General features: G+C 66.9%; 25 protein-coding genes. 14 read left to right on the plus strand and 11 right to left on the minus strand.

Going from position 1 to position 23,501, the window contains the following annotated elements; genetic code table 11:
- Positions 1-6 precede the first annotated feature (6 nt).
- The 3 genes from tssM to JHD77_RS11425 are packed head-to-tail and all read left to right on the plus strand — an operon-like array spanning position 7 to position 5,248.
- Entirely contained in the window at positions 7-3,534 is a 3,528-nt protein-coding gene (gene tssM, locus JHD77_RS11415) for a type VI secretion system membrane subunit TssM (RefSeq protein WP_023119618.1), read from the plus strand.
- On the plus strand, positions 3,534-4,262 hold the full coding sequence (locus tag JHD77_RS11420; RefSeq protein ID WP_003087627.1) for a PP2C family protein-serine/threonine phosphatase: 729 nt from the start codon (positions 3,534-3,536) through the stop codon (positions 4,260-4,262). The genes tssM and JHD77_RS11420 overlap by 1 nt, the downstream gene beginning before the upstream one ends.
- Positions 4,259-5,248, plus strand: coding sequence for a serine/threonine-protein kinase (locus tag JHD77_RS11425; protein WP_023119617.1), 990 nt, complete (start codon positions 4,259-4,261; stop codon positions 5,246-5,248). The genes JHD77_RS11420 and JHD77_RS11425 overlap by 4 nt, the downstream gene beginning before the upstream one ends.
- Before the next feature lie 27 nt (positions 5,249-5,275).
- On the opposite strand, the gene JHD77_RS11430 is transcribed toward JHD77_RS11425, so the two are convergent.
- Entirely contained in the window at positions 5,276-5,656 is a 381-nt protein-coding gene (locus tag JHD77_RS11430) for a VOC family protein (RefSeq protein ID WP_010794019.1), read from the minus strand.
- Positions 5,657-5,901: 245 nt separating this feature from the next.
- On the opposite strand from JHD77_RS11430, the gene JHD77_RS11435 reads away from it, so the two are divergent.
- A complete protein-coding gene (locus tag JHD77_RS11435; RefSeq protein WP_003087637.1) occupies positions 5,902-6,363 on the plus strand; it encodes a bacteriohemerythrin in 462 nt (153 codons plus the stop codon).
- Between the two features lie 64 nt (positions 6,364-6,427).
- Here the strand turns inward: JHD77_RS11435 and folE are convergent, their stop codons facing one another.
- The 4 genes from folE to JHD77_RS11455 all read right to left on the minus strand — a co-directional run bounded on the left by folE (position 6,428) and on the right by JHD77_RS11455 (position 8,754).
- A complete protein-coding gene (gene folE, locus JHD77_RS11440; RefSeq protein WP_003087639.1) occupies positions 6,428-6,973 on the minus strand; it encodes a GTP cyclohydrolase I FolE in 546 nt (181 codons plus the stop codon).
- Between the two features lie 77 nt (positions 6,974-7,050).
- Positions 7,051-7,608: a Smr/MutS family protein gene (locus JHD77_RS11445; protein ID WP_003087642.1), complete on the minus strand. Its 558-nt coding sequence runs from the start codon at positions 7,606-7,608 to the stop codon at positions 7,051-7,053.
- A gap of 56 nt (positions 7,609-7,664) precedes the next feature.
- Complete coding sequence (locus tag JHD77_RS11450) at positions 7,665-7,985, minus strand: hypothetical protein (protein ID WP_003087644.1); 321 nt, start codon at positions 7,983-7,985, stop codon at positions 7,665-7,667.
- Between the two features lie 172 nt (positions 7,986-8,157).
- Positions 8,158-8,754 carry a cysteine hydrolase family protein gene (locus JHD77_RS11455; protein ID WP_003103179.1) on the minus strand — a complete coding sequence of 199 codons (597 nt, stop codon included), beginning with the start codon at positions 8,752-8,754 and terminating at the stop codon, positions 8,158-8,160.
- A 170-nt stretch (positions 8,755-8,924) separates the two neighbouring features.
- On the opposite strand from JHD77_RS11455, the gene prmB reads away from it, so the two are divergent.
- A complete protein-coding gene (prmB, locus tag JHD77_RS11460) occupies positions 8,925-9,839 on the plus strand; it encodes a 50S ribosomal protein L3 N(5)-glutamine methyltransferase (protein WP_003087648.1) in 915 nt (304 codons plus the stop codon).
- A 24-nt stretch (positions 9,840-9,863) separates the two neighbouring features.
- Here prmB and JHD77_RS11465 read toward each other — a convergent pair whose 3' ends face one another.
- Together JHD77_RS11465 and JHD77_RS11470 are read right to left on the minus strand one after the other, a co-directional pair.
- The gene (locus JHD77_RS11465) at positions 9,864-10,643 is read right to left on the minus strand and encodes a hypothetical protein (RefSeq protein ID WP_003087649.1); all 780 of its coding nucleotides are present in this window, start codon (positions 10,641-10,643) and stop codon (positions 9,864-9,866) included.
- A 77-nt stretch (positions 10,644-10,720) separates the two neighbouring features.
- The gene (locus tag JHD77_RS11470) at positions 10,721-11,704 is read right to left on the minus strand and encodes an alpha/beta hydrolase (RefSeq protein ID WP_019371914.1); all 984 of its coding nucleotides are present in this window, start codon (positions 11,702-11,704) and stop codon (positions 10,721-10,723) included.
- Positions 11,705-11,811: 107 nt separating this feature from the next.
- Between JHD77_RS11470 and aroC the strand changes: the two genes are divergently transcribed.
- The 6 genes from aroC (at position 11,812) to JHD77_RS11500 (ending at position 16,243) form a co-directional block, all read left to right on the plus strand.
- Positions 11,812-12,903: a chorismate synthase gene (aroC, locus tag JHD77_RS11475; protein WP_003087653.1), complete on the plus strand. Its 1,092-nt coding sequence runs from the start codon at positions 11,812-11,814 to the stop codon at positions 12,901-12,903.
- Positions 12,904-12,946: 43 nt separating this feature from the next.
- On the plus strand, positions 12,947-14,098 hold the full coding sequence (locus tag JHD77_RS11480) for an MFS transporter (RefSeq protein ID WP_003087654.1): 1,152 nt from the start codon (positions 12,947-12,949) through the stop codon (positions 14,096-14,098).
- A complete protein-coding gene (locus tag JHD77_RS11485) occupies positions 14,095-14,712 on the plus strand; it encodes a methylthioribulose 1-phosphate dehydratase (protein WP_003103182.1) in 618 nt (205 codons plus the stop codon). The genes JHD77_RS11480 and JHD77_RS11485 overlap by 4 nt, the downstream gene beginning before the upstream one ends.
- On the plus strand, positions 14,709-15,254 hold the full coding sequence (locus tag JHD77_RS11490) for a 1,2-dihydroxy-3-keto-5-methylthiopentene dioxygenase (protein ID WP_003087656.1): 546 nt from the start codon (positions 14,709-14,711) through the stop codon (positions 15,252-15,254). Before JHD77_RS11485 ends, JHD77_RS11490 begins: the two co-directional genes overlap by 4 nt.
- Before the next feature lie 71 nt (positions 15,255-15,325).
- Positions 15,326-16,003, plus strand: a complete 678-nt coding sequence (gene mtnC / locus JHD77_RS11495) for an acireductone synthase (protein WP_012614299.1) — start codon at positions 15,326-15,328, stop codon at positions 16,001-16,003.
- Positions 16,004-16,051: 48 nt separating this feature from the next.
- Positions 16,052-16,243, plus strand: coding sequence for a PLDc N-terminal domain-containing protein (locus JHD77_RS11500; RefSeq protein ID WP_003103184.1), 192 nt, complete (start codon positions 16,052-16,054; stop codon positions 16,241-16,243).
- 15 nt (positions 16,244-16,258) lie between these two features.
- On the opposite strand, the gene JHD77_RS11505 is transcribed toward JHD77_RS11500, so the two are convergent.
- Entirely contained in the window at positions 16,259-17,152 is an 894-nt protein-coding gene (locus JHD77_RS11505) for a DNA-3-methyladenine glycosylase family protein (RefSeq protein ID WP_003449989.1), read from the minus strand.
- 148 nt (positions 17,153-17,300) lie between these two features.
- Between JHD77_RS11505 and speE the strand changes: the two genes are divergently transcribed.
- From speE to JHD77_RS11520, 3 genes are all read left to right on the plus strand, one after another.
- Positions 17,301-18,161 (plus strand): polyamine aminopropyltransferase, encoded by an 861-nt coding sequence (speE, locus tag JHD77_RS11510; protein WP_003120347.1) that lies wholly within the window; start codon positions 17,301-17,303, stop codon positions 18,159-18,161.
- A 160-nt stretch (positions 18,162-18,321) separates the two neighbouring features.
- Positions 18,322-19,191 carry a YncE family protein gene (locus tag JHD77_RS11515; RefSeq protein WP_031756912.1) on the plus strand — a complete coding sequence of 290 codons (870 nt, stop codon included), beginning with the start codon at positions 18,322-18,324 and terminating at the stop codon, positions 19,189-19,191.
- A gap of 2 nt (positions 19,192-19,193) precedes the next feature.
- Positions 19,194-21,296 carry an LTA synthase family protein gene (locus JHD77_RS11520; RefSeq protein WP_003103200.1) on the plus strand — a complete coding sequence of 701 codons (2,103 nt, stop codon included), beginning with the start codon at positions 19,194-19,196 and terminating at the stop codon, positions 21,294-21,296.
- A 105-nt stretch (positions 21,297-21,401) separates the two neighbouring features.
- On the opposite strand, the gene pscU is transcribed toward JHD77_RS11520, so the two are convergent.
- The 3 genes from pscU to pscS are packed head-to-tail and all read right to left on the minus strand — an operon-like array spanning position 21,402 to position 23,499.
- The gene (gene pscU, locus JHD77_RS11525; RefSeq protein ID WP_003103203.1) at positions 21,402-22,451 is read right to left on the minus strand and encodes a SctU family type III secretion system export apparatus subunit PscU; all 1,050 of its coding nucleotides are present in this window, start codon (positions 22,449-22,451) and stop codon (positions 21,402-21,404) included.
- On the minus strand, positions 22,448-23,236 hold the full coding sequence (pscT, locus tag JHD77_RS11530; protein ID WP_003103206.1) for a SctT family type III secretion system export apparatus subunit PscT: 789 nt from the start codon (positions 23,234-23,236) through the stop codon (positions 22,448-22,450). The genes pscU and pscT overlap by 4 nt, the downstream gene beginning before the upstream one ends.
- On the minus strand, positions 23,233-23,499 hold the full coding sequence (gene pscS / locus JHD77_RS11535) for a SctS family type III secretion system export apparatus subunit PscS (protein WP_003087672.1): 267 nt from the start codon (positions 23,497-23,499) through the stop codon (positions 23,233-23,235). The genes pscT and pscS overlap by 4 nt, the downstream gene beginning before the upstream one ends.
- Positions 23,500-23,501 lie beyond the last annotated feature (2 nt).

Raw genomic sequence — 23,501 nt, forward strand, 5'->3', positions numbered from 1 at the left:
CGCGAAATGAAAAACTTCTTCAAGAAAGTCGGCGCCTTCCTGCGCAAGACGTGGGTCTGGACGCTGTTGCTGGTACTCCTGGCGGCATTGCTGGTGTGGTTCGTCGGGCCGCTGCTGGCGGTCGCCGACTACAAGTTCTGGGAAAGCCCGACCTCGCGGTTGCTGAGCATCAGCCTGATGTTCCTGGTCTGGGGGCTGGCGATGGTCTTCGTCAGCTGGCGCGCCGGAGTGCGGCGCAAGGCCGTCGAGGACAGCGACGAGGGCCAGGAGCGCCTGCGCCGCGACGGTCTGATCGAAGACGAACAGAAGGAATTGCGCAGCCGCTTCAAGGACGCCTTGCGCACCCTGAAGACCTCCAGCCTGTACCGCGGTCGCAGCGAGCGCTGGCGCAACGAGCTGCCCTGGTACCTGCTGATCGGCCCGCAGGGAAGCGGCAAGACCAGCCTGCTGGACTTTTCCGGACTGGAATTCCCGATCAACCGGATCGACCGCAAGCTGACCCGCGACACCGCCGGCACGCGCTACTGCGACTGGTACTTCGCCGACCACGGCGTCCTGATCGACACCGCCGGGCGCTACCTGACCCAAGCCGACGGCGAGGTCGACGGGGGCGCCTGGGCGACCCTGCTCGGCCTGTTGCGCAAGCGCCGCCGCGCACGGCCGCTGAATGGCGTGATGGTGTCGATTCCGGTGGAAACGTTGCTCAGTGACGACGAGATGGCGCTGGATACGCTGGCTCGCCAGGTGCGTGCGCGCCTGCAGGAAATCCAGCAGACCCTGCACCTCGATCTGCCGGTCTACCTGGTGCTGAGCAAGGCCGACCAGTTGCTCGGCTTCGACGAGTTCTTCGACCAGTTGAGCCGCGAGGAGAGCGACCAGGTTCTGGGCACCAGCTTCGGCAAGGAGCAGAACGGCACCGATGTGACGGTCCTGCGCCAGGCGTTCGAGGACCTTCTGCGACGCCTGAACAGCCAGGTGATCATGCGCATCCACCAGGAGCGCGATACCCTGCGTCGCGGTCGCATCCTGGACTTCCCGCACCAGCTTGGCCAGATCGGCGAGCGGTTGTGCCTGTTCGTCGAACTCGCCTTCACCGGCAACCGCTACCAGCGCGCCAGCCGCCTGCGCGGCTTCTACCTGACCAGCGCGCCGCACCTGGCCCAGCAGCTGGACGAGGACACCGCCGGCATCGGCGCCAACCTGGGGATCGCCAGCGGCCTGCTGCCGACCCTGCGCAACGGGCGCTCGCGCTTCATCCATCACCTGCTGAGCCAGGTGATCTTCCCCGAGGCCAACCTGGCAGGTCTCGATCGCCGCGAACGCACGCGCATCCACTGGGGCCAGCGCGCCCTGTACGTCGGTTCGCTGGCGCTCCTTCTGCTATTCGGCCTGCTCTGGGCTGGCGGTTTCTCGGCCAACCACGAGCGCCTGGAGCGGGTCCGCGAGCTGGCGCAGCAATGGGCCCAGCAGCGCCAGGCGCTTGGCGAGCGCGACGACGCCATGGCGGCGCTGAAGACGCTGGATAGCAGCTATGCGGCGACCACCGTGTTTCCGCCCAAAGGGGAAGTCTCGCTGCACGAGCGCGCCGGGCTGTACCAGGGCAACGAGGTCAACCCGCCGCTGGCCGCTGCCTATCGCCGCGAGCTGGAGACGCAACTGCTGCCGCGCGTGGCGCGGATGCTCGAAGCGCAGATCCGCGGCAACATGCAGAATCGCGAACGCCTGCTCAACAGCCTGCGGGCCTACCTGATGCTGAATCTGCGCGAGCGCCGCGAGAACGGATGGCTCAAGGACTGGGTGGCTACCGACTGGTCGCAGCGCTATGCCGGCAACGGCACCGTGCAGAATGGCCTGAACACGCATTTCGCCCGTCTGCTCGAGCAACCGTTCAGCTATCCGCTGAACGAGACCCTGGTGGCCCAGGCACGCCAGGTGCTGCGCAGCGAGTCCCTGGCCAACGTGGTCTACCGGGTGCTGCGCGAACAGGCGCGAAGCCTGCCCGAGTATCGCTTCGGCCAGCACCTGGGGCCGCAGGCCGGTCTGTTCGTCGGCACCGACTACGTGATCCCGGGGTTCTACACCCAGCAGGGCTACCAGCAATACTTCGTGGTCCAGGGCGCCAGCCTGGTCAACGACATCCTTCGCGACAACTGGGTCCTGGGCGAGGGCAGCGGGATCAGCGACATGGACCTGCGGCGCCTGATGGTCGAACTCGAGCAGTTGTATTTCCGCGACTACGCGAACTTCTGGAGCGAGGCGGTCGGACGCCTGGGCCTGCTGCCGTTCAACGATGCCGGCGAGGGCGCCGACCAGGTTTCCGGGCTGCTCGCCGCCAACTCGCCGCTCCTCCAGTTGTTGCTGGAGGTCCGTGAGAACACCCGTTTCCCGGTCCTGGCGGAGAGCGCCGAGGCGCTGGCAGAGGCCAGCGACAAGGCCGCGGAAAAGGGCGGCAAGCTGGGCAAGGCGGCCGCCGCGGCGGCCGGCAAGGCCAGGGACGCGTTGGCGAAGAACCTGCCGGATACCGCGAAGAAGTCCCTGCAACGCCGCTTCGAGCCCCTGCATCGCCTGCTCGACGATAACAACGGCCCGGCGGCCGACCTCACCCCGCTGTTGCAGGCGCTCAACGAGTTGCAGTTGCAACTCGCCGGACTGGCGCGCGCCAGCCAGCCGGAGCAGGCGGCTTTCGACATGGCGAAGAGCCGCATGGGCGGCCAGCGCGATGCCCTGAGCAACCTGCGCAACGCCTCCGCGCGACTGCCGCGACCGCTCGGCGGATGGTTCAGCGTGCTGGCCGAAGACGCCTGGCGGCTGGTCCTCGGCGATACCTACCTGTACCTCAACCAGCGCTACCAGAGCGAGCTGTACGGTTTCTACAGCAAGGCGATCAACAAGCGCTACCCGTTCAACGCGCACAGCGCCAGCGATGTCGCGGTCAGCGATTTCCGCGAGTTCTTCAAGGCGCAGGGCGTCGCCGAACGCTTCTTCGAAACCTACATGCGGCCCTTCGTCAGCGGCGACCCGGGCAGTTACCGCCTGCGCAGCGTGGACGGTTACAGCCTGCCGATGTCCAAGGTCTATCTCGACCAGATGGGCACGGCCCAGGTGATCCGCCAGAGCTTCTTCGCCGAGAACCCGGCCGAGCCACAGGTGCGCTTCCGCCTGGAGCCCTATACCCTCGATCCTGGCGTCAGCCGCGCCGAGTTCCGTTTCGACGGTCAGTCCATGGAGTACCGCCACGGCCCGATCGTGCCGATGTCGTTCAAGTGGCCCAGCGACGCCGACGGCGGCCGCACCAGCCTGGTGCTGGAGAAGATGGCCGGACGACCGGTGGGAATCGAACGCAATACCGGGCCCTGGTCGCTGTTCAGGCTGTTCGACCTGATGCAGACCGAGTACCTCAGCGGGCGTGACGTGATGGTGCTCAAGGCCGACCTGGGCGGCCTGCGCGCCAACTACCTGCTGCTCGCCCAGCGCACGCCGAATCCGTTCGATCTCGCGGTCCTGCGCAGCTTCCGCATGCCGGTGCAGCTCTGATGCAACGCACCGAGCCCTGGCGCAGCGCGGCGCGCACGGATCGCGGCAAGGTCCGCGCGCGCAACGAGGATGCCTTCCTGGACTGCCCGGATCGCGGGCTCTGGGCGGTCGCCGATGGCATGGGCGGGCACCAGGCCGGCGACCTGGCCAGCCGGATGATCGTCACCAGCCTGGCGGAACTGCCGGCCCGGGCGGGATTCGACGAGCGCCTGAACGCGATGCGCCAGTGCCTGCACTGGCTCAACCGGCGCCTGGGCGAGGAACTCACCCTCAGCGCCGAACGCGGCGACAGGATCATCGGCAGTACGGTGGTGGCGCTGGTCGTGGAGGGGTCGCGGGCGGCCTGCGTGTGGGTCGGCGACAGCCGTTGCTACCTGTGGCGCGGCCAGCGGCTGTACCAGCTGTCCCGCGACCACTCGCTGTTGCAGCGACTGGTCGACGAACGGCGGATGGATATCGAGCAGGCCCGCGCCTATCCCTCGGCGCGCGCGCTGACCCGTGCCGTCGGCGCTAGCGAACAACTGGTGCTGGACGTGTTGGAACTGGAGGTGCATCCCGGTGATGTCTTCCTGCTCTGCAGCGACGGGCTCTACGAAGAGCTGAGCGCCGATGCGCTGGGTCGCGCGTTGAGCCTGGCATCGCCGCAGGTGGCGGTGGAGCGGCTGTTCGACGGTGCCCTGAGCGGCGCCGCACGGGACAACCTGACGGCCGTGGTGATCCGCCAATGAACGAACCGCTGTCGTCGCTGGAGCTGCTGCCGGAGGAGGAGGGCGGCGCGAACCTGACCTATTTCGCCTTCGCCGCCCCGACCGCCTCGGCGCCGGACCTGCCGGCGGTGTTGCCCGGTCCGCTGCCGGACGTTCTTTCCGGGCGCTACCGTCTGGAGCGGATGCTCGGCGCCGGCGGCATGGGGGCGGTCTACCGTGCCCGGGACCTGCTCCATGAGCAGTTCGGCGACCCGGCGCCGCTGGTAGCGCTGAAGCTGCTCAACGAGTCGGTCGCCGAGTCACCCGACGCCAGCGCCTTGCTCTATAGCGAGTTCGCCCTGACCCGGCGCTTGCGCCATCCGAACGTCGTGCGTCTGTTCACCTTCGACGTCGACACCGCATGCCAGCGCGCCTACATCGTCATGGAACTCATGCCTGGCCTGCCGCTCGACCGCCTGCTCTGCGAGCGTCCCGAAGGCCTGCCCTGGTCCGAGCTGAGCGCGATCGCCCGGCCGTTGCTGGATGTTCTGGCCTACGTCCACGAACAAGGAGTACTGCATGGCGACCTGAAGCCGAGCAACGTGATGCTCGGCGAAGAGGGCGTGCGGCTCTTCGACTTCGGCCTCGGCCAGGCGCAGGCAGGCATCCTGGATGGCCTGCCGCAGCTCAGCCGGGGCCGCATCGACGCCTGGACTCCGGGCTACGCCGCTCCCGAACTGCTCGAGGGCGCGCCATTGTCGCCGGCGGCCGACCTGTATGCGCTGGCCTGCGTCCTCTACGAACTGGCCGACGGTCGCCATCCGTTCCGCCGCCTGCCCTCGAACCAGGCCCGGGAGCAGGGGCTGGAGCGCCAGCTGCGCGCGCCCGGACACCTGCCTCGGCGCTGCTGGCCGGCGCTGCGTACCGCCCTGAGCCTCGACCCCGAACGGCGCTGCATCGGCGTCCGCGAATTGCAGGAAGCGCTGGGCGCGCGGCGTTCCTGGCTGGCCGGCGTTCTTGCCCGTTGAGCCGGCGGCGCTCGGTTTGCAGGACCTCTACGGCCGCTCTCCGCAAGCGCTCCGCAGGGCGATACGATTGCCTTCGCTGTCCCTGATCTCGGCGATGAACACGCCGTCGCCAAGCGGCGTCTTCGGGAAGAGGATTTCGCTGCCTTCGCCGAGGGCCCGGGCAATGACGGCATCCAGGTCCGCGACATTCAGGTAGATGATCGCCCCATGTAGCGTAGGCACGTAGACGTCGCCCTCGGCGAGTGCGCCGCTGGCACCGTCACGGCCTTCCTCGAAGGGGAAATGCGCCATTCTGCTTCCGTGCAGGGTGGCTACCTCGCCGAACGCCACTCCGAACACCGAGGCGTAGAAACGCATCGCCCTCCCCAGGTCGGACACCGGTATTTCCACGTGCGCGATCAGGTTCATTTCCTTCCTGTCCTGTCGGGACCACTGGTGACGCCGCTTTCCGGCGACGATGGCGGATGTTCAGCCGCGCGAAACCGAGCGGATCGAGCGAGCATGCCGCCGCGAGGGGGGCGAATGAATTCATGCGAAATTCATTAACATCTTGTCCCGCTTGACCGGCGTCAATACCCGTACTGCGTCACAAAAATACCCTGGCCCCAGGCCGTTCGGAAAGGCCGTTCGCTGTTCGCTTGGGGGAAGTCATCATGGCGCATCTGGTCTGGCAGGATGACCTGAATACCGGTATTCAGGTCATCGACAATCAACACAAACGCATCGTCGAGATGATCAATCACCTGCACGACGCCCAGCAAGGCAAGGAACACGCGGCGATCGCCGAGGTGATCGAGGAGCTGGTGGACTACACGCTGTCGCACTTCGCCTTCGAGGAAACCCTGATGGAGGACGCCGGCTACCAGTTTTCCCGGGCGCACAAGAAGATCCACGAGCTGTTCATCCGCCGGGTCTCCGAATACCGGGTGCGCTTCCAGGCCGGCGAGGATGTCGGCGACGAACTCAAGGGCTTGCTCTCGCGCTGGCTGTTCAACCACATCCGCAACGACGACGCCGGATATGTGGATGCGGTACGCCACAGCATGTCCGAACTGGTCAAGGACAAGAGCGAGGGCGGTTGGTTGTCGCGCTCGATGAAGCGCTTCTTCGGCTGATCGCCGGGGAGGGAAACGCAAAACCGGCCCAGTGGGGCCGGTTCTTTCGCCAGCGGACCTGGCCTCAGCGGATCAGGCTGAGGAATTCGCTGCGGGTGGCTGCGTTGTCGCGGAATTCGCCGAGCATCACCGAAGTGACCATGGACGAGTTCTGCTTTTCCACGCCGCGCATCATCATGCACATGTGCTGGGCCTGGATCACCACCGCGACGCCGAGGGCGCCGGTGACCTGCTGGACCGCCTCGGCGATCTGCCGGCTCATGTTCTCCTGGATCTGCAGGCGGCGGGCGTACATGTCGACGATCCGCGCGACCTTCGACAGGCCGAGCACCTTGCCGTTCGGGATATAGGCCACGTGGGCCTTGCCGATGAAGGGCAGCAGGTGGTGCTCGCAGAGCGAGTACAGCTCGATGTCCTTGACCAATACCATTTCGCTGTTGTCGGAGCTGAACAGGGCACCGTTGACGACTTCTTCCAGGCTCTGTTGGTAGCCGCGGCACAGGTACTTCATGGCCTTGGCGGCACGCTTGGGCGTGTCCAGCAGACCTTCGCGGTTAACGTCCTCGCCGAGCTGGGTGAGGATCGAGGAGTAGTGTTGTTCCAGGGACATGGGCGTTCCAGTCAGACGATTACCAGCGCGGAGGGTAGGACGTCGCCGGGCCGCTGGCAAGACTCGGCGCTTGCCGGCTACTCGTCGCGGCCTTCGAGCATGGTCCTGCGCAGCATCACGTAGACCGAGCCGGTGCCGCCGTGGCGTGGCAGGCAGGAGGTGAAACCGAGCACCTGCGGGTGCTGGCGCAACCAGGTATTGACGTGGCTTTTCACCAGCGGGCTGCGTCCGTCCTTGCGCGCGGCCTTGCCATGGGTCACGCGCACGCAGCGGATTTCCAGGCGGGTGGCCTCGGCAAGGAAGTCCCATAGCGTCTGCCGGGCCTTCTCCACGCTCATGCCGTGCAGGTCGAGGCTACCGTCGAAGGGCACCAGGCCCTGCTTGAGCTTGCGCAACTGGCTTTCCTGGACGCCGTCGCGGGCCCAGGACAGCTCGTCCTCGGGGCCGACGTCGATGACGAACTGGTCGGACAGGCCATCGACGCGGATTTCGTCGTTGCGCACGCTGGCATTGAGCTGGCGCTGCTTGAGTTGCTGGCGGTCGTTGCGAGGTTTGCCGGTATCGGCTCGATCGACCGAGATGCGCTTGACGCCGCGCATCTCGCTCTTGAACAGGGAAAAGTCGTCGTCTTGCATGGGAGCCTCCGCGAAGCGGCGCAGTTTACCGGATCGGCCGGACGCCGGCAGCCCGCTCAGTCGCGCTTTTTCATCAGGTTCGGCGACAGGCTCAGGTCGCTGTTGCGGCGGCTGCGGCGGCGGCTGAAACGCCAGAAGAACACGCCGAGGCAGAGCGACAGCAGGCCAAGGGCCAGCAAGACGCCGCCAGCGGCGGGTTCGATATGCAGCATGCCGACAGCCGGCTGGCGGCCGATCAAGGCCGAGGTGCCGGCCAGCGACAGCAGCACGCCCAGGCTCGCCACCAGGGCCGCGAACGCCGCCGCCAGGCGCCAGCGCCAGACTCTCGGCCGGCGCGGGCGCAGCCGGCGCGCATCGAAACTATCGGACAACTTCATCCCGACTTCCTCGTGTGTCATCGGGGCTAGGACCGGAACCTTCCGGCCGGGTTCCCGGATTCCCGGGAGCCGTGGGCAAACCGTGCGCCACTCGTCTTCTCGCCGCAAGCCATGGCCCTGCAGGCAGACTAGTCCTCCGCAGGGCGGGACGGGAGGGCGGCTGGATGGGCGGTCAGAGCAGTTCCCGGGCCTGGGCGACGATCGCCGCGAAGTTGTCGCCGAGGGCGGCGATCTCGGCGCGTTGCAGGTCCGCGGCGCTCAGGACCCCGCCGTTCAGGGTGGGTATGTCGCGGGTGGCGCAGGCGCTATCGGCGAGGGTGCAGCGGTAGCCGTAGTCCTTGGCCGCGCGCACGGTGGTGCTGACGCTGGAATGGGTCATGAAGCCGCAGACGATCAGGTCGAGACGGCCGTGGTTCTGCAGCAGGTCGTGCAGCTCGGTGCCGGAGAAGGCATTGGGCAGGCGTTTCTCCACGACTTTTTCCCCGGCTTCCGGTTGCAGTTCCGGGAGGAACTGGCCGCGCGGCCCTTGCGGATCGAACAGGCCGCCCTGGATACCCAGGTGGCGTACATGCACGATGGGCGTACCGCTGGCGCGGGCCGCCTGCACCAGCACGCCGATCTCCGCGGCGGCGGCGTCGAGGCCTGGCAGGCGCAGGGCGCCGCTGCGGTACTCTTCCTGGGCATCGATGATCAGCAAGGTGCTCTGCCGAAGGGGGGCTGGCGGGTAGCCGCGTCCGCTGATCTGCAAAAGGGTGAGCGGATGAGGCATGTCACTACTCCTGAGAAGGCACATGCCTTTCATTCTGGCCCCTATCGGCGAGCCTGTGAACCTTTGCCGCATGCGCACTAAAGTGGTATGGACTTCCCGCGCTGGAGGCCAGCTCCGGCGCGATCGGCTAGAATGTCGCCCTTTTGTGCGTTGCGAGGAGCAATTCCGTCATGTCCGAGTCCCGTCTGCTCACCCTGCGCGACTACATCCGCTGGGCTGTCAGCCGTTTCCACGCCGCCGGCCTGTTCTTCGGTCACGGCACCGACAATGCCTGGGACGAGGCGCGCCACCTGGTTCTGGGCTCCCTGCACCTTCCCTGGGAAATTTCTGACAGCTACCTGGATTGTCGCCTGGAAGACGATGAACGCGCCGAGCTGGCGGAGATCCTCCGGCGGCGCATCGAGGAACGGATTCCGGCGGCCTACCTGCTGGGCGAAGCCTGGTTCTGCGGGATTCCCTTCAGCGTCGACGAACGCGTGCTGGTGCCGCGCTCGCCTATCGCCGAACTTATCGAACAGCGCTTCGCGCCCTGGCTGCCGGCCGAGCCGGCGCGAATCCTCGACCTCTGCACCGGTTCCGGCTGCATCGGCATCGCCTGCGCCTATGCGTTCGAGCAGGCGGAGGTGGTGCTCGCCGACCTGTCCTTCGATGCGCTGGAGGTGGCCAACGTCAATATCGAGCGCCACGACCTCGGCGAGCGGGTCTACACCGTCCAGGGCGACGGTTTCGCCGGGCTGCCCGGCCAGCGCTTCGACCTGATCGTGTCCAATCCGCCCTACGTGGATGCCGAGGATTTCGCCGACATGCCGGCGGAGTTCCATCATGAGCCTGAACTCGGCCTGGCCTGCGGCGACGACGGCCTGGACCTGGTGCGACGGATGCTCGCCGAGGCGGCCGACCACCTCAGCGAGAAAGGCCTGCTGATCGTCGAGGTGGGCAACAGCGAGGTCCATGTGCAGGCGCTGTATCCGGAAGTGGACTTCACCTGGCTGGAGTTCGAGCACGGCGGCCACGGGGTGTTCATGCTGTCCGCCGCGCAGTGCCGCGAGCACCGGGAACTGTTCCGTTCGCGCTTGGAAAAGTGATCGGAGGCGGCTGGTGCCGCCGGTTCAGTGAGTGGCGATCCAGATCAGCAGGCCGGCCTGGAACACCGCGAAGGCGGTCAGGCAGGCGATGGTGAAGCGCAAGCTGGTGTCGTCGCGGCGGTAGTGGTTGATGCGCTGTTCCAGTTGGCGGATCTCCGCATCCTGGGCCTGCAGGGTCTGCTCGGCCTGTTCCAGCATCGCCGCGGCGTCCAGCAGCGGCACGATCTGCACCTTGTCCTTGTGCCAATCGCTGTGCAGCTCGCTGACCCGGCCGGCGCTGTAGCGGGCCTTGAGCAACCGCTGGTCCTCATAGCTGACGTCGAAGCCCTGGGCGCGGATGAAATGGTCGCGGCGCAGGCGTGCGTCTTCGGTCAGGCCATCCTTCAGCGCCAGTGCGCCGCCTTCCACCTTGTAGTGGGCCCAGCGTCGTTGCGCCCAGGCGATCGCCTGGGCCAGCAGGAAACGGCCCAGCCCGCGGTTCAAGGGTTCAAGGCTGAGCCCGGCGTCCGAGCCGAAACGCACTTCCTTGTTGCGATGATCGGCCCAGACCTCCAGCAGGTTCTGCTCCTTGCGCAGCATCAGGCCTGGCACCTGGATGCTCAGGCGCAGCAGGCTCTGGTCCGCGCTGTGCCGTTCGACCCTGCCGAGCTGGACGAAGCGCAGGGGGCGGGCGCCGGTCGCGCGGTCGGTGGGCAGCGGCGCCAGGCGGAGCAGGCGGAAATGCTCCGGCGCCAGTTCGGCCCAGGGGTGCGGCGGTTTCTTCTCGGCTTCTTCTGCGGCCGGTTGGGTATCGCTATCGATCATCGGACATCCTCTGGCCGGCCGCCTTCACGGGCCGGCTTTCAGAACTTGTCGGCGCGGGAAGCGATTTCTGTAGCGGCTCAGCGGCCTTTTTCCGCCTCTGCGCCGCGCAGGATGAAGCGGCTGACCGCCTCGACCAGTTGCCGGGCCAGCGGCAGGTTCGGGTCGTTGTAGGCGGAAAGCTGCTGGAGACCGGTGCTCGGGGCGATCCGCAGGATGTGGTTCATGCCGTCGATGAGCACCAGTTGCGAGTCGGGCTTGGCTCGCTGGAGCGCCTCGGCGTCGGCGACGCCGACCTGGATGTCATTGCGGCCCTGGACGATCAGGGTCGGGATGCGCAGGCGGCCGAACGCGCGGGCCGGGTCTTCGCGGAACAGCGAGATCAGGTACGGCTGCACGCTGGGTCGGAGCAGGCTGGCGAGCGCCGGCGGGATATCGCTGCGGGTCTCGCCGGCCTTCAGCGAAGCCAGCACCGAGTCGGCCTGGCGCAGTTGCGCCGGCGGCAGGCGACCGCGCAGTTGCTCGCGCAACACCCGGTCGATGGGTTGGCCGCTGCCGGCGATGGCGATCAATTCCTCGGCCGGCGTGCGAGGCGCCGCCAGGCTGGCGATCAGCGCGCCTTCGCTATGGCCGACCAGGATCAGCCGGGAGAAGCGCGGGTCGCGGGCCAGCCGCTCGCTCCAGGCGACCACGTCGTCGACATAGACGCCGACGCTGAGGTCTTCCTCGCGCGGCGCCGCCGCCAGGCTGCGGGCGACTCCCCGCTTGTCGTAGCGCACGCTGGCGATTCCGCGTTCGGCCAGGGCCTCGGCGAGACGCAGTAGGTAGCGGTTGTTGCCGCCGAAGGGGTTGTTGCCGTCGCGGTCGGTGGGACCGGAGCCGGCGACCAGCAGGACCACCGGCGGCGGCACGGCGCTGCGCGGCAGCAGCAAGGAGCCGCGCAGCACGCCGTGCCCGGTGTCCAGGTCGTAGGGGCGGTGCAGGATGCTGTTGGGAGCGGCGTGGGCCAGGCTGGCGAGCAGGCAGAACAGGGCGAGGAGGGCGCGCGGCATGGAGGTCTTCATGGGCCGATGATAGCGCTTTGATCGCGTCCTCCGGGGAAGGTTCGCAGGCCCGTCCTTGACGGGTATACTCCGATGTCTTTCCCTCTCGTTCTCACGCGGAGCCTCGCATGTCCGGCAACACCTACGGCAAGCTCTTCACCGTCACCACCGCAGGCGAAAGCCACGGCCCGGCGCTGGTCGCCATCGTCGATGGGTGCCCCCCGGGGCTGGAACTGTCCGCCCGGGACCTGCAACGCGACCTCGACCGGCGCAAGCCCGGCACCAGCCGGCACACCACCCAGCGCCAGGAAGCCGACGAGGTGGAGATTCTTTCCGGGGTGTTCGAGGGCAAGACCACCGGCACGCCGATCGGCCTGCTGATCCGCAACACCGACCAGAAGTCCAAGGACTACTCGGCGATCAAGGACCTGTTCCGCCCGGCCCATGCCGACTACACCTACCACCACAAGTACGGCGTGCGCGACTACCGCGGCGGCGGCCGTTCCTCGGCGCGCGAGACCGCCATGCGCGTGGCCGCCGGGGCTATCGCCAAGAAATACCTGGCGGGCCTGGGCATCCAGGTGCGCGGCTACATGAGCCAGCTCGGGCCGATCGAGATTCCGTTCAGGAGCTGGGACAGCGTCGAGCAGAATGCCTTCTTCAGCCCCGACCCGGACAAGGTGCCGGAGCTGGAGGCCTACATGGACCAATTGCGCCGCGACCAGGATTCGGTCGGGGCGAAGATCACCGTGGTTGCCGAAGGCGTGCCGCCGGGCCTGGGCGAGCCGATCTTCGACCGCCTGGACGCCGAACTGGCGCATGCGCTGATGAGCATCAACGCGGTGAAGGGCGTGGAGATCGGCGCCGGCTTCGCCAGCATCGCCCAGCGCGGCACCGAGCACCGCGACGAACTGACCCCGCAAGGCTTCCTGTCGAACAATGCCGGCGGCATCCTCGGCGGGATCTCCTCCGGCCAGCCGATCGTCGCCCACCTGGCGCTGAAGCCGACCTCCAGCATCACCACTCCCGGCCGTTCGATCGATACCGCCGGCGAGCCGGTGGACATGATCACCAAGGGCCGTCACGACCCGTGCGTCGGCATCCGCGCCACGCCGATCGCCGAGGCGATGATGGCCATCGTCCTGCTCGACCAGTTGCTGCGCCAGCGTGGGCAGAACGCCGACGTGCGCGTCGACACGCCGGTCCTGCCGCAGCTGTGAGGGCTGTGGCAGGCCGCGGTGCGGGACGGGTGAACGGCGGATCGTGACCAGCGCGGTTCCCTACTGGCGCCTGTCCAGCTTCTATTTCTTCTATTTCAGCCTGCTCGGCGCCACGGCGCCGTTCCTCGCCCTGTATTTCCATCACCTGGGCTTCCCCAGCCCGCGCATCGGCGAGCTGGTGGCGATTCCCATGCTGATGCGTTGCGTCGCGCCCAACCTGTGGGGCTGGCTGGGCGACCGCAGCGGCCAGCGCCTGGCTATCGTGCGCTTCGGCGCGGTATGCACGGCGCTGGGCTTCTCGCTGATCTTCGTCAGCCACAGCTACGCCTGGCTGGCCTTGGTGATGGCGTTGCACGCGTTCTTCTGGCACGCCGTGCTGCCGCAGTTCGAGGTCATCACCCTGGCCCACCTGCGCGAGCGCAGCGCCAGCTACAGCCGGATTCGCCTGTGGGGCTCGATCGGTTTCATCTGCACCGTGGTCGGTCTCGGCGCGCTGTTCGAGCGCCTGAGCCTGGATGTCTACCCGGCGACGCTGCTGGGTATCATGCTCGGCATCGTGCTGTGCAGCTGGTGGGTGCCCAATGCCCAGCCGGCCCATCGCGAACCGCGCGAAGGCGAGGGCGGCTTCCTCGCCCAGTTGCGCCAGCCGGGCGTGCTGGCGTTCTACCTGTGCGTGTGCCTGATGCAGCTGTCCCATGGGCCGTACTACACCTTCCTGACCCTGCACCTGGAATCGCTGGGCTACAGCCGGGCGCTGATCGGTCTGCTCTGGGCGCTGGGGGTGGTCGCCGAGGTCATGTTGTTCCTCGCCATGCCACGCCTGCTGCAACGCTTCAGCCTGCGCCAGGTGCTGGCCGCGAGCTTCCTGCTGGCGTCGTTGCGCTGGCTGCTTCTCGGCAACCTGGCCGACAGCCTGGCGCTGCTGGTCTTTGCCCAGACGCTGCATGCCGCCACCTTCGGCAGTTTTCATGCGGCTGCCATCCATTTCGTGCAGCGTAGCTTCGGCCCGCGCCAGCAGGGCCAGGGCCAGGCCCTGTATGCTGCGCTGGCCGGTACCGGCGGAGCCCTGGGCGCGCTGTATTCCGGCTATAGCTGGAACAGCCTGGGCCCTGCCTGGACCTTCGCCATCGCCAGCCTGGCAGCCTTGCTGGCAGCCGCTATCATCAGTACCCGTTTGCAAGAGGTGCGGGCATGAACGACAACCGTGAACAGCTGACCCAGCAGATCATCGACGCCGGCCGGTTCCTCTACGGCCGCGGCTGGTCGCCGGCAACCAGCAGCAACTACTCCGCGCGCCTGGACGAACAGCGCGCGCTGCTCACCGTCTCGGGCAAGCACAAGGGCCAGTTGGGCTTCGACGACGTGCTGGCCACCGACCTGGCCGGCAACAGCCTGGAACCGGGCAAGAAACCCTCGGCGGAGACCCTCCTGCACACCCAGCTGTATGCCTGGAACCCGGCGATCGGCGCGGTGCTGCATACCCACTCGGTGAATGCCACCGTGCTTTCCCGCCTGGTCCGCGGCGACCGCCTGGTGCTGCAGGACTACGAACTGCAGAAGGCCTTCGCCGGGGTCACCACCCACGAAGGCCAGGTCGAGGTGCCGATCTTCGACAACGACCAGGACATCGCCCGCCTGGCCAGCCGCGTGCAGCCCTGGCTGGAGGCGCATCCGCACTGCCCGGGGTATTTGATCCGCGGCCACGGGCTGTACACTTGGGGCGCGCGCATGAGCGATGCCCTGCGTCAGGTGGAAGCTTTCGAGTTTCTGTTCGAGTGTGAACTGAAAGTACTGAGTCTGAGCCGATGAGCAGCCTTACCGTCTATCACGAGAACCAGCCGGAGCAGCCGCTGAAGCTGCTGACCCATGCCGAGGACATCGCTTCGACCCTGGCCGAGGTCGGCGTCCGTTTCGAACGCTGGGAAGCCGCCGCGCCGATCGCCGCCGGCGCCAGCCAGGACGAGGTGATCGCCGCCTACGCCCACGAGATCGAGCGGCTCAAGCGCGAGCGCGGCTACATCACCGTGGACGTGGTCAGCCTGAACAGCGACCACCCGCAGAAGGCCGAATTGCGCGCCAAGTTCCTCGACGAGCACCGCCATGGCGAAGACGAGGTGCGCTTCTTCGTCGCCGGGCGCGGCCTGTTCGTCCTGCATATCGAGGAGCATGTCTACGCCGTGCTCTGCGAGCGCAACGACCTGATCTCTGTGCCGGCCGGCACCCGCCACTGGTTCGACATGGGCGAGCACCCGCATTTCGTCGCCGTGCGCCTGTTCAACAACCCGGAGGGCTGGGTCGCCCAGTTCACCGGCGACGACATCGCCAGCCGCTTCCCCCTGCTGGAAGACTGAGCGAGGCACCGTCCCATCCGTCACCATCCGCGCCCCCGGTCCTGCCGGGGGCGGTTTCATCCGGAGTCCGCATGACCATCAAAGCCATCCTCACCGACATCGAAGGCACCACCAGCGCGGTCAGCTTCGTTTTCGACGTGCTGTTTCCCTATGCCGCCCGGCACCTGCCGGACTTCGTCCGCGAACACGCCGGAGAGACCGAGGTAGCCGCACAGTTGGCGGCGGTGCGTGCCGAGAGCGGTGAGGCGGACGCCGATGTCGAGCGGGTGATCGCGATCCTCCTGCAATGGATCGCCGAGGACCGCAAGGTGACGCCGCTGAAGGCCCTGCAAGGCATGGTCTGGGCCCAGGGCTACCGCGACGGTCAGTTGAAGGGCCACGTCTACCCGGACGCGGTGCAGGCGCTGCGCGAGTGGAAGGCCCGTGGGCTGGACCTGTACGTCTATTCCTCCGGCTCGATCCAGGCGCAGAAGCTGATCTTCGGCTGTTCCGAGGCCGGCGACCTGGGCTCGCTGTTTTCCGGCTACTTCGACACTACCAGCGGGCCGAAGCGGGAAAGCGCCTCCTATGCGCGGATCGCCGGGGCCATCGGCCTGCCGGCCGCGGAAATCCTTTTCCTTTCCGACGTGGTGCAGGAACTGGATGCCGCGCGCGACGCGGGCATGCGCACGCTCGGCCTGGCCCGCGAAGGCGGCAGCCTGGACGGCCATCCGACGGTGGCCAGCTTCGCCGACATCCTCGTGGAGTGAACGCGCCGGCTATCCTGAGGGAACACTCTTGCTCGGGAGCATCGCGCCATGGGTTCCACCCTCAGCGGGCTGATCAGCCTGGTCATCCTGGCCCTGGATATCTGGGCCATCGTCAACATCCTGAAAAGCGCTGCGGAAACCGGGATGAAGATCATCTGGGTCCTGGTGATCATCGTCCTGCCGGTGCTCGGCCTGATCATCTGGGCCATCGCCGGCCCGCGCGGCAACGTCAGGCTGTAGCCTCCCGCCGCGGCGTTAGCCGCCTGCGGCGTAGTGGTTCCACAGGTGGATCGCGGCGTAGGCGCGCCAAGGCCGCCAGGCCTCGGCGCGGGCCTTCAGGCTGCGCGCATCGATGCCTTGCGGCCCCCAGACCGTGGATTTCAGCAGGCCGAGGTCGGCGGCGGGGAAGGCGTCGGCTTCGCCCATGGCACGCAGGGCTATGTATTCGGCGGTCCAGGGGCCGATGCCGGGCAACGCGCAGAGGCGCTCCACCAGGGCCTCGGGGCCGTCCGCCAGGTCCAGGCTCAGCTCTCCCGAGGCGATCGCCGCGGCGAAGCGTTGCAGCGTCTGTACCCGCTTGCCGGGCATGCCGATGCCGTCGAGGTTGGCTTGCGCCAGCGCGGCGGGCGTCGGGAACAGGTGGCTGATGCCGTCGTAGCCGAGATCTTCCAGCGGCTCGCCGAGGCGCTGGATCAGGCGCCCGGTGATGGTCACCGCGGCCTTCACCGTGACCTGCTGGCCGACGATGGCGCGCACCGCCTGTTCGAAGGGATCGAAGGCCACCGGCAGGCGCAGTCCCGGATTGGCGGCCACCAGCGGGCCGAGCAGGGGATCCCCGGCGAAATGCCGGGCGATGGCGGCCGGGTCGCTGTCCAGGTCGAACATCCGGCGGACCCGTGCCTCGAGTTCGGCGGCCAGGGCATGGGCGGACGGGCTGAGGCTCAGCGCCAGGACCTGGCGTTCCGCCAGCGGTCGCACCTCGAACCAGGCCGGGCGACCGTTGGCCCGGAAGCTGCGGGCATAGTGGTCGTCACCCAGGCTTTCGACACCGGCGAGCAGGCGCAGGGCGAAATGCTGGTGGAACTGGCGCCATTCCCAGGGTGACTGGTAGGGCAGGTGCAGGACGAGGGGAGAGGTAGGCTGGCTCATGGGCAGACGATACCTGTCCGGCGCAGCCGGCGCCATCCGCCGGCGGGGTTCGACCTGTCATTGCCGCCAGCGTAGAATGCGCGCCTTTCTTCGCGGCGCGGGCAAGTCCCGCTGCCAGATTGCAGCCTTACCAGGGAGATCCCGGCCCATGAGCGATTATCAGGAAACTCTGTACCAGGGCTACGGCCAGCGCTTCAGCATCGACAACATGCTGCATGAGGTGCGCACCGAGCACCAGCACCTGGTGATTTTCGAAAACGCCCGGATGGGCCGGGTGATGGCGCTCGATGGAGTGATCCAGACCACCGAGGCCGACGAGTTCATCTACCACGAGATGCTCACCCACGTGCCGATCCTCGCCCACGGCGCGGCCCGGCGCGTGCTGATCATCGGCGGCGGCGACGGTGGCATGCTGCGCGAGGTGGCCAAGCACAAGAGCGTCGAGCGGATCACCATGGTCGAGATCGACGGCACCGTGGTCGACATGTGCAAGGCGTTCCTGCCCAACCACTCCCAGGGCGCCTTCGACGACCCGCGGCTGAACCTGGTGATCGACGACGGCATGCGCTTCGTGGCTACCACGGAAGAACGCTTCGACGTGATCATCTCCGACTCCACCGACCCGATCGGCCCTGGCGAGGTGCTGTTCTCCGAGAACTTCTACCAGGCCTGCCGGCGCTGCCTGAACGAGGGTGGCATCCTGGTCACCCAGAACGGCACGCCGTTCATGCAACTGGAGGAAGTGCGCACCACCGCCGCACGTACCGACGGGCTGTTCGCCGACTGGCATTTCTACCAGGCGGCGGTGCCGACCTATATCGGCGGCGCCATGACCTTCGCCTGGGGTTCGACCCGCGAAGGCCTGCGTCGCCTTCCGCTGGAAACGCTGCGCCAGCGCTTCCGCGACAGCGGCATCGCCACCCGCTACTACAACGCCGATATCCACCTGGGCGCGTTTGCTCTGCCGCAGTACGTGCTGCAGGCCATCGGCAAGCAGGACAACGACTGACGCTTCACCAAGAAGGGCCGCAAGGCCCTTTTTCATGCGTCGCTCCGACATCCCCTGTTACTGCCAGCTAACATTTTTTTCACAATCGATCCGGGAAAATCTGCGCGCTTTTTTCCGTTGCCATGGCTATAAATGGCAGTTTTGTCCTTGAGTGCATCGAATGCTGACCAAACGATTGCGCCAGAGCGGCGTAGTAGTCTCCTGCCTGCTCGGTAGCGTCCTCTTCATCGCCCTGGCCTTCCTCGGCTGGCAGCGTTTCGCCCCGGCAGCCACCGTATCCGGCTGGACCTACCGGGTAGTGCTCGAGGACATTCCCCACGTCAGCGCCCTGGCCCGCGACCCGGACGGCCTGCTCTACGTGAGCCAGGAGTTGCAGGACGGCAAGGGCCTGGTGTTCCGCATCGCCGCCGATGGCAGCCGCGATACGGTGCTCGACGGGCTGTCCAAGCCCGACGGCATGGCCAGCTTCCGCAACGGCATCGCGATCAGCCAGGAGCAGGGCGCCTCGCCGGTGTTCTGGTGGCATGCCCAGCAGGCCCGGCCGCTGTTCGACGGCATCCAGGTGGAGGGCGTCGCCAGCGACGGCCGCTACCTGTACGCCGCCGAGGATCGCGACCTGGACGGGCGGATTCTCCGCTACGACCCGGAGACCGGCGGACTGACGGTACTGCGCGAGGGATTGCAGCGCTCCGAAGGGGTGGCCGCCTGCCCGGACGGAAGCGTCTTCTACACGGAAAAGAAACGTGGCCACGTCATGCGTCTGCATGAGGGGGCCGAGGACGAGGTGGTGCTGAACGGACTGAATGCACCGAGCTTTTTGCTGTGCGACAGCGAAGGCCTGTGGATCACCGAGGACTCGACGCATAACGCGCGAGCCTTGCTGCTGCCGCCCGACGGGCCGCTGCAGGTGATCGCACGGCGCCTGCGTTCCGCACAGTCCCTACTGCCCATCGGGCCCGGCCGCTACCTGCTGGCCGAGCAGGGGCGGGACCGCATTCTCGAAATCGAACGACAGAAGAGCGAATTGTAAACATGGACCAAACGGAAGTCCGAACCACCCAATCGCCCCCACGGCTGTTCCAGCCCACCATCCGCAGCCACCTGGCGTTCACCGCGCTCAGCGCGCTGGTGCTGCTGGTCATGTTCAGCCTGCTGCGCCTGGCCTTGCTGATCTACAACCGCGAACTGATCGGCGCGACCCCGGCGAGCACCTTCCTCGAGGCGTTCGGCAACGGCGTGCGTTTCGACCTGCGGGTCGTCGTCTATGCCGTGGCGCCGCTGGTGCTGTCGTTGTTCGCGGTACGCGCGATGGCCGCTCGCGGCCTGTTCCGTACATGGTTGACGCTGTTCGCCAGCATCACCCTGTTCCTCGGCGTACTCGAACTGGACTTCTACCGCGAGTTCCACCAGCGCCTGAACAGCCTGGTCTTCCAGTACATGTCGGAAGACCCGAAGACCGTCATGAGCATGCTCTGGTACGGCTTCCCGGTGGTCCGCTACCTGCTGGCCTGGGCCTTCGCCACCTGGGTGCTGTACCGGGTGTTCAAGGCCATCGACCTGGCGACCCGCCCGAGCCAGCGCAAGCCGCGCGAAGACAGCGTGATCGCCCGGCCGAGCGCTGCCGCGCCCTGGTACGTGCGCGGCGTGGTGCTGTTCCTCTGCGTGCTGGTCTGCGTCCTCGCCGCCCGCGGCACCCTGCGCCAGGGCCCGCCGCTGCGCTGGGGCGATGCCTTCACCACCGAGTCCATGTTCGCCAACCAGTTGGGCCTGAACGGCACCCTGACCCTGGTCAAGGCGGCCAAGGAGCGCTTCTCCGAAGACCGCGCGAACATCTGGAAGGCCACCCTGGACGACAAGGTCGCCCTGGAGACCACCCGGCAGATGTTGCTGACCCCCAACGACAAGCTGGTGGACGCCGATGAGGCCGCGGTGCGCCGCGAGTTCACCCCGCCGGCGGCGAATACCCTGCCGATCCGCAACGTGGTGGTGGTCCTGCTGGAAAGCTTCGCCGGCCACTATGTCGGCGCCCTGGGCGCGCCGGGCAACATCACGCCGTATTTCGACAAGCTGTCGAAGGAAGGCCTGCTGTTCACCCAGTTCTTCTCCAACGGCACCCATACCCACCAGGGCATGTTCGCCACCATGGCCTGCTTCCCCAACCTGCCGGGCTTCGAATACCTGATGCAAACCCCGGAGGGCGGCCACAAGTTCTCCGGCCTGCCGCAGTTGCTCAGCGCCCGCCAGTACGAGGACGTCTACGTCTACAACGGCGATTTCGCCTGGGACAACCAGTCCGGCTTCTTCAGCAACCAGGGCATGACCACCTTCATCGGCCGCAACGACTATGTCGACCCGGTGTTCTCCGATCCGACCTGGGGCGTCTCCGACCAGGACATGTTCGCCCGTGGCAACGAGGAACTGGACAAGCTGGCGAGCACCGGCAAGCCGTTCTATGCGCTGTTGCAGAGCCTCTCCAACCACGTGCCCTATGCGTTGCCGAAGGACCTGCCGGTGGAGCGCGTGACCGGCTACGGTTCGCTCGACGAGCACCTGACCGCCATGCGCTATTCCGACTGGGCGCTGGGCCAGTTCTTCGAGAAGGCGAAGAAGTCGCCGTACTACAAGGACACCCTTTTCGTGGTGGTCGGCGACCATGGCTTCGGCAGCCCCGAGCAGCTCACCGAGATGGACCTGCACCGCTTCAACGTGCCGCTGCTGCTGATCGCCCCCGGCATCCAGGAGAAGTTCGGTACCCACCTGCCGACCGTCGGTACCCAGGTCGACATCGTGCCGACCATCATGGGCCTGCTCGGCGGCGAGACCGTCCACCAGTGCTGGGGCCGCGACCTGCTGAACCTGCCGGAAGGCGACAAGGGCTTCGGCGTGATCAAGCCGTCGGGCAGCGAGCAGAACGTCGCCATCGTCTCCGGCAACCGCATCCTGGTGCGGCCGAAGGACGGTGACGTGCGCGTCTACGATTACCAGCTGGGCGGCGATGCCAAGGCGGTGATCACCAAGGAAGTGCCGGACCAGGCCGAGCTGCAGAAGAAGCTGGAGTCGTTCATCCAGACCGCGACCAAGAGCCTGCTGGAGAATACCGCGGGCGTGGTACACGGGATCCCGGACAAGGACTGACCCGTAGCAAGCATGTGAAAGGGGCCTTCGGGCCCCTTTTTTTCGGCGCCAGGTCGCAGCGTCTTTCGTCGCCGGTGCCGCGGCGGCCGCCCTGTCCGATAGCGATCAGGGCGTATCCGTCTGCTGGCTTTCCAGCCAGCGCAGGACTTCGGCGGTGGCCTGGATCAGGTCCGCCGGTATGTACTGGTCGACATTGCCGTCGCGCAGCAGCGCCCGTGCCAGCGGAATTCGTTGCAGCACCGGGATTCCTTCTTCCTCGGCGATGCGCCGGACCCGCAGGGCCAGGGCGTCGGTGTGCTTCAGGGTGACCAGCGGCAGGGGCGTTTCGCCGCGTCGATAGCGTATGCCGATGGCGACGTGGGTCGGGTTGGCGACGATCACCGAGGAGCGCCGGACATCCGCGCGCAGGTTGCTCGATTGCAGTTCCTGATGGAATTGCCGGCGCTTGCTCTTGATCTCCGGACTGCCCTCCATCTCCTTGTACTCGCGCTTCACCTCGTCCTTGCTCATGCGCAACTGCTTGTAGTGCTGGTGGCGTTCGAAGGCGTAGTCGGCGACGGCAATCGCCAGGAAGCCGACCGCGCAGACCAGCATCAGCTGCCTGAGCATCAGCCCGCTCACCGGTGCCACGCAGTCCAGCCCGCAGGCGGGAATCCGCAGGAGGCTGGCCAGGTTGCCCTGCAAGGTCAACCAGACCAGCAGGGAGAGCAGGGCGACCTTCAGGGTCGACTTGAGGAACTCCACCAGGCTCCGGATCGAGAAGATCTTCTTCGCGCCCTCCACCGGGTTGATCTTCTTCAGGTCCGGCTTGACGCTGTCGAGGCTGAGCAGGAAACCGTACTGGCCGACATGGCTGAGCACCACCACCAGCGCCGCGACCAGCAGGACCGGCGCCAGCAGGTAGAGGAGCTCCTGGAGAAGGTTCTCCAGGATGGTCTCCAGCGCCTGGCGAAACGGCAGGTCGATGTACTCGGCGGGCAGCAGGAGCAGCTTGCCGAGATGCTCCAGGTAGTAGTCGGAAAAGCCCATCAGCAGCGCCACCAGCGACAGGATCAACGCGCTGGAGACAATTTCCTTGCTCTTCACCACCTGGCCTTGCCGGCGGGCGTCGCGCAGCTTCTTCGCCGTGGGCTGCTCGGTCTTCTCGGCGCTCATGGCGTCTCCAGCACGGGACGCAGCAGGCGCAGCGGGTCGACGGCGAGCAGCAGGGCATCGTAGGCGTGCTCCATGAGGATGCCCAGGTAGAGCACCAGCAGCAGGCTGGCCACCAGGCTCTTGATCGGCATGGCGAGGATGAACACGTTCAGCGACGGGGCGAAGCGGCTGACCAGCGCCAGGCCGAACTCGGCGAGGAACATGGCGATCAGCAGCGGCGCGGCGAACAGCGCGCAGAGCATCAGCATCTGCGAGAACTGCGCGTAGAAGAATGCCACCCATTGGCTGCCGAGCTGCGGGAAGAAACTGCTCACCGGCCAACTGGCATAGCTCCTGAACAGCGAGCCGACCAGCGCGAGGAAGGCGCCGCCGGAGAAGAACAGGGTGATCAGCGTCTGCGTCAGCAACAGCCCGGTGGGGCTGGTCTGGCTGCCCAGGCTGGGGTTGAAGGTCGAGGCGAGTGCCGCGCCACGCTGGTTGTCGATGATGAAGCCGGTCGCTTCCATGGCCCAGAAGGGAATGGTGGCGACGAAGCCGATGAGCAGGCCGAGCAGCACTTCCTTGCCGATCAGCAGGGCGATGTCCAGCGCGTCGAGGGCCGGCGGCAGGCTGCCGGCGACGATCGGGTAGGCGAACAGCGCCAGCGAGCAGGCCACGCCGTTGCGCACCAGGCCGCCGCCCAGGGTTTGCTTGGCCAGCACCGGTAGGACCACGAAGCAACTGATGATCCGCGGCAGCAGCAGGCTGTAGGTCAGCAGCAGTTGCTGCAGGTCCTGGACGCTCATCGCACCAGCGGCACCTTCAGCAGGGTCATTTCGGCGAAACGGTACAGCTCGCCGCCCAGCCAGCCGCTGGTGGCGAACAGTACCACCACCACGGCCACCAGCTTGGCGACGAAGCCGAGGGTCTGCTCCTGGATCTGGGTGAGCGCCTGGACCAGCGATACCAGGGTGCCGATCAGGGCCGCGACCAGTACCGGCGGCAGCGACAGGACCAGCACCAGCCACAGGGTCTGGTTGGTGAAGTGGAGGATGTCGGCGCTGCTCATGG

The sequence above is a fragment of the Pseudomonas sp. P20 genome (assembly GCF_016463925.1).
GTDB lineage: Bacteria > Pseudomonadota > Gammaproteobacteria > Pseudomonadales > Pseudomonadaceae > Pseudomonas > Pseudomonas aeruginosa.

Bases quoted from the DNA above. Each gene is read 5' to 3' on its own strand.
- tssM (WP_023119618.1), top strand. From the start codon at position 7: ATGAAAAACTTCTTCAAGAAAGTCGGCGCCTTCCTGCGCAAGACGTGG.
- JHD77_RS11420 (WP_003087627.1), top strand. From the start codon at position 3,534: ATGCAACGCACCGAGCCCTGGCGCAGCGCGGCGCGCACGGATCGCGGC.
- JHD77_RS11425 (WP_023119617.1), top strand. From the start codon at position 4,259: ATGAACGAACCGCTGTCGTCGCTGGAGCTGCTGCCGGAGGAGGAGGGC.
- JHD77_RS11430 (WP_010794019.1), bottom strand. From the start codon at position 5,656: ATGAACCTGATCGCGCACGTGGAAATACCGGTGTCCGACCTGGGGAGG.
- JHD77_RS11435 (WP_003087637.1), top strand. From the start codon at position 5,902: ATGGCGCATCTGGTCTGGCAGGATGACCTGAATACCGGTATTCAGGTC.
- folE (WP_003087639.1), bottom strand. From the start codon at position 6,973: ATGTCCCTGGAACAACACTACTCCTCGATCCTCACCCAGCTCGGCGAG.
- JHD77_RS11445 (WP_003087642.1), bottom strand. From the start codon at position 7,608: ATGCAAGACGACGACTTTTCCCTGTTCAAGAGCGAGATGCGCGGCGTC.
- JHD77_RS11450 (WP_003087644.1), bottom strand. From the start codon at position 7,985: ATGAAGTTGTCCGATAGTTTCGATGCGCGCCGGCTGCGCCCGCGCCGG.
- JHD77_RS11455 (WP_003103179.1), bottom strand. From the start codon at position 8,754: ATGCCTCATCCGCTCACCCTTTTGCAGATCAGCGGACGCGGCTACCCG.
- prmB (WP_003087648.1), top strand. From the start codon at position 8,925: ATGTCCGAGTCCCGTCTGCTCACCCTGCGCGACTACATCCGCTGGGCT.
- JHD77_RS11465 (WP_003087649.1), bottom strand. From the start codon at position 10,643: ATGATCGATAGCGATACCCAACCGGCCGCAGAAGAAGCCGAGAAGAAA.
- JHD77_RS11470 (WP_019371914.1), bottom strand. From the start codon at position 11,704: ATGAAGACCTCCATGCCGCGCGCCCTCCTCGCCCTGTTCTGCCTGCTC.
- aroC (WP_003087653.1), top strand. From the start codon at position 11,812: ATGTCCGGCAACACCTACGGCAAGCTCTTCACCGTCACCACCGCAGGC.
- JHD77_RS11485 (WP_003103182.1), top strand. From the start codon at position 14,095: ATGAACGACAACCGTGAACAGCTGACCCAGCAGATCATCGACGCCGGC.
- JHD77_RS11490 (WP_003087656.1), top strand. From the start codon at position 14,709: ATGAGCAGCCTTACCGTCTATCACGAGAACCAGCCGGAGCAGCCGCTG.
- mtnC (WP_012614299.1), top strand. From the start codon at position 15,326: ATGACCATCAAAGCCATCCTCACCGACATCGAAGGCACCACCAGCGCG.
- JHD77_RS11500 (WP_003103184.1), top strand. From the start codon at position 16,052: ATGGGTTCCACCCTCAGCGGGCTGATCAGCCTGGTCATCCTGGCCCTG.
- JHD77_RS11505 (WP_003449989.1), bottom strand. From the start codon at position 17,152: ATGAGCCAGCCTACCTCTCCCCTCGTCCTGCACCTGCCCTACCAGTCA.
- speE (WP_003120347.1), top strand. From the start codon at position 17,301: ATGAGCGATTATCAGGAAACTCTGTACCAGGGCTACGGCCAGCGCTTC.
- JHD77_RS11515 (WP_031756912.1), top strand. From the start codon at position 18,322: ATGCTGACCAAACGATTGCGCCAGAGCGGCGTAGTAGTCTCCTGCCTG.
- JHD77_RS11520 (WP_003103200.1), top strand. From the start codon at position 19,194: ATGGACCAAACGGAAGTCCGAACCACCCAATCGCCCCCACGGCTGTTC.
- pscU (WP_003103203.1), bottom strand. From the start codon at position 22,451: ATGAGCGCCGAGAAGACCGAGCAGCCCACGGCGAAGAAGCTGCGCGAC.
- pscT (WP_003103206.1), bottom strand. From the start codon at position 23,236: ATGAGCGTCCAGGACCTGCAGCAACTGCTGCTGACCTACAGCCTGCTG.
- pscS (WP_003087672.1), bottom strand. From the start codon at position 23,499: ATGAGCAGCGCCGACATCCTCCACTTCACCAACCAGACCCTGTGGCTG.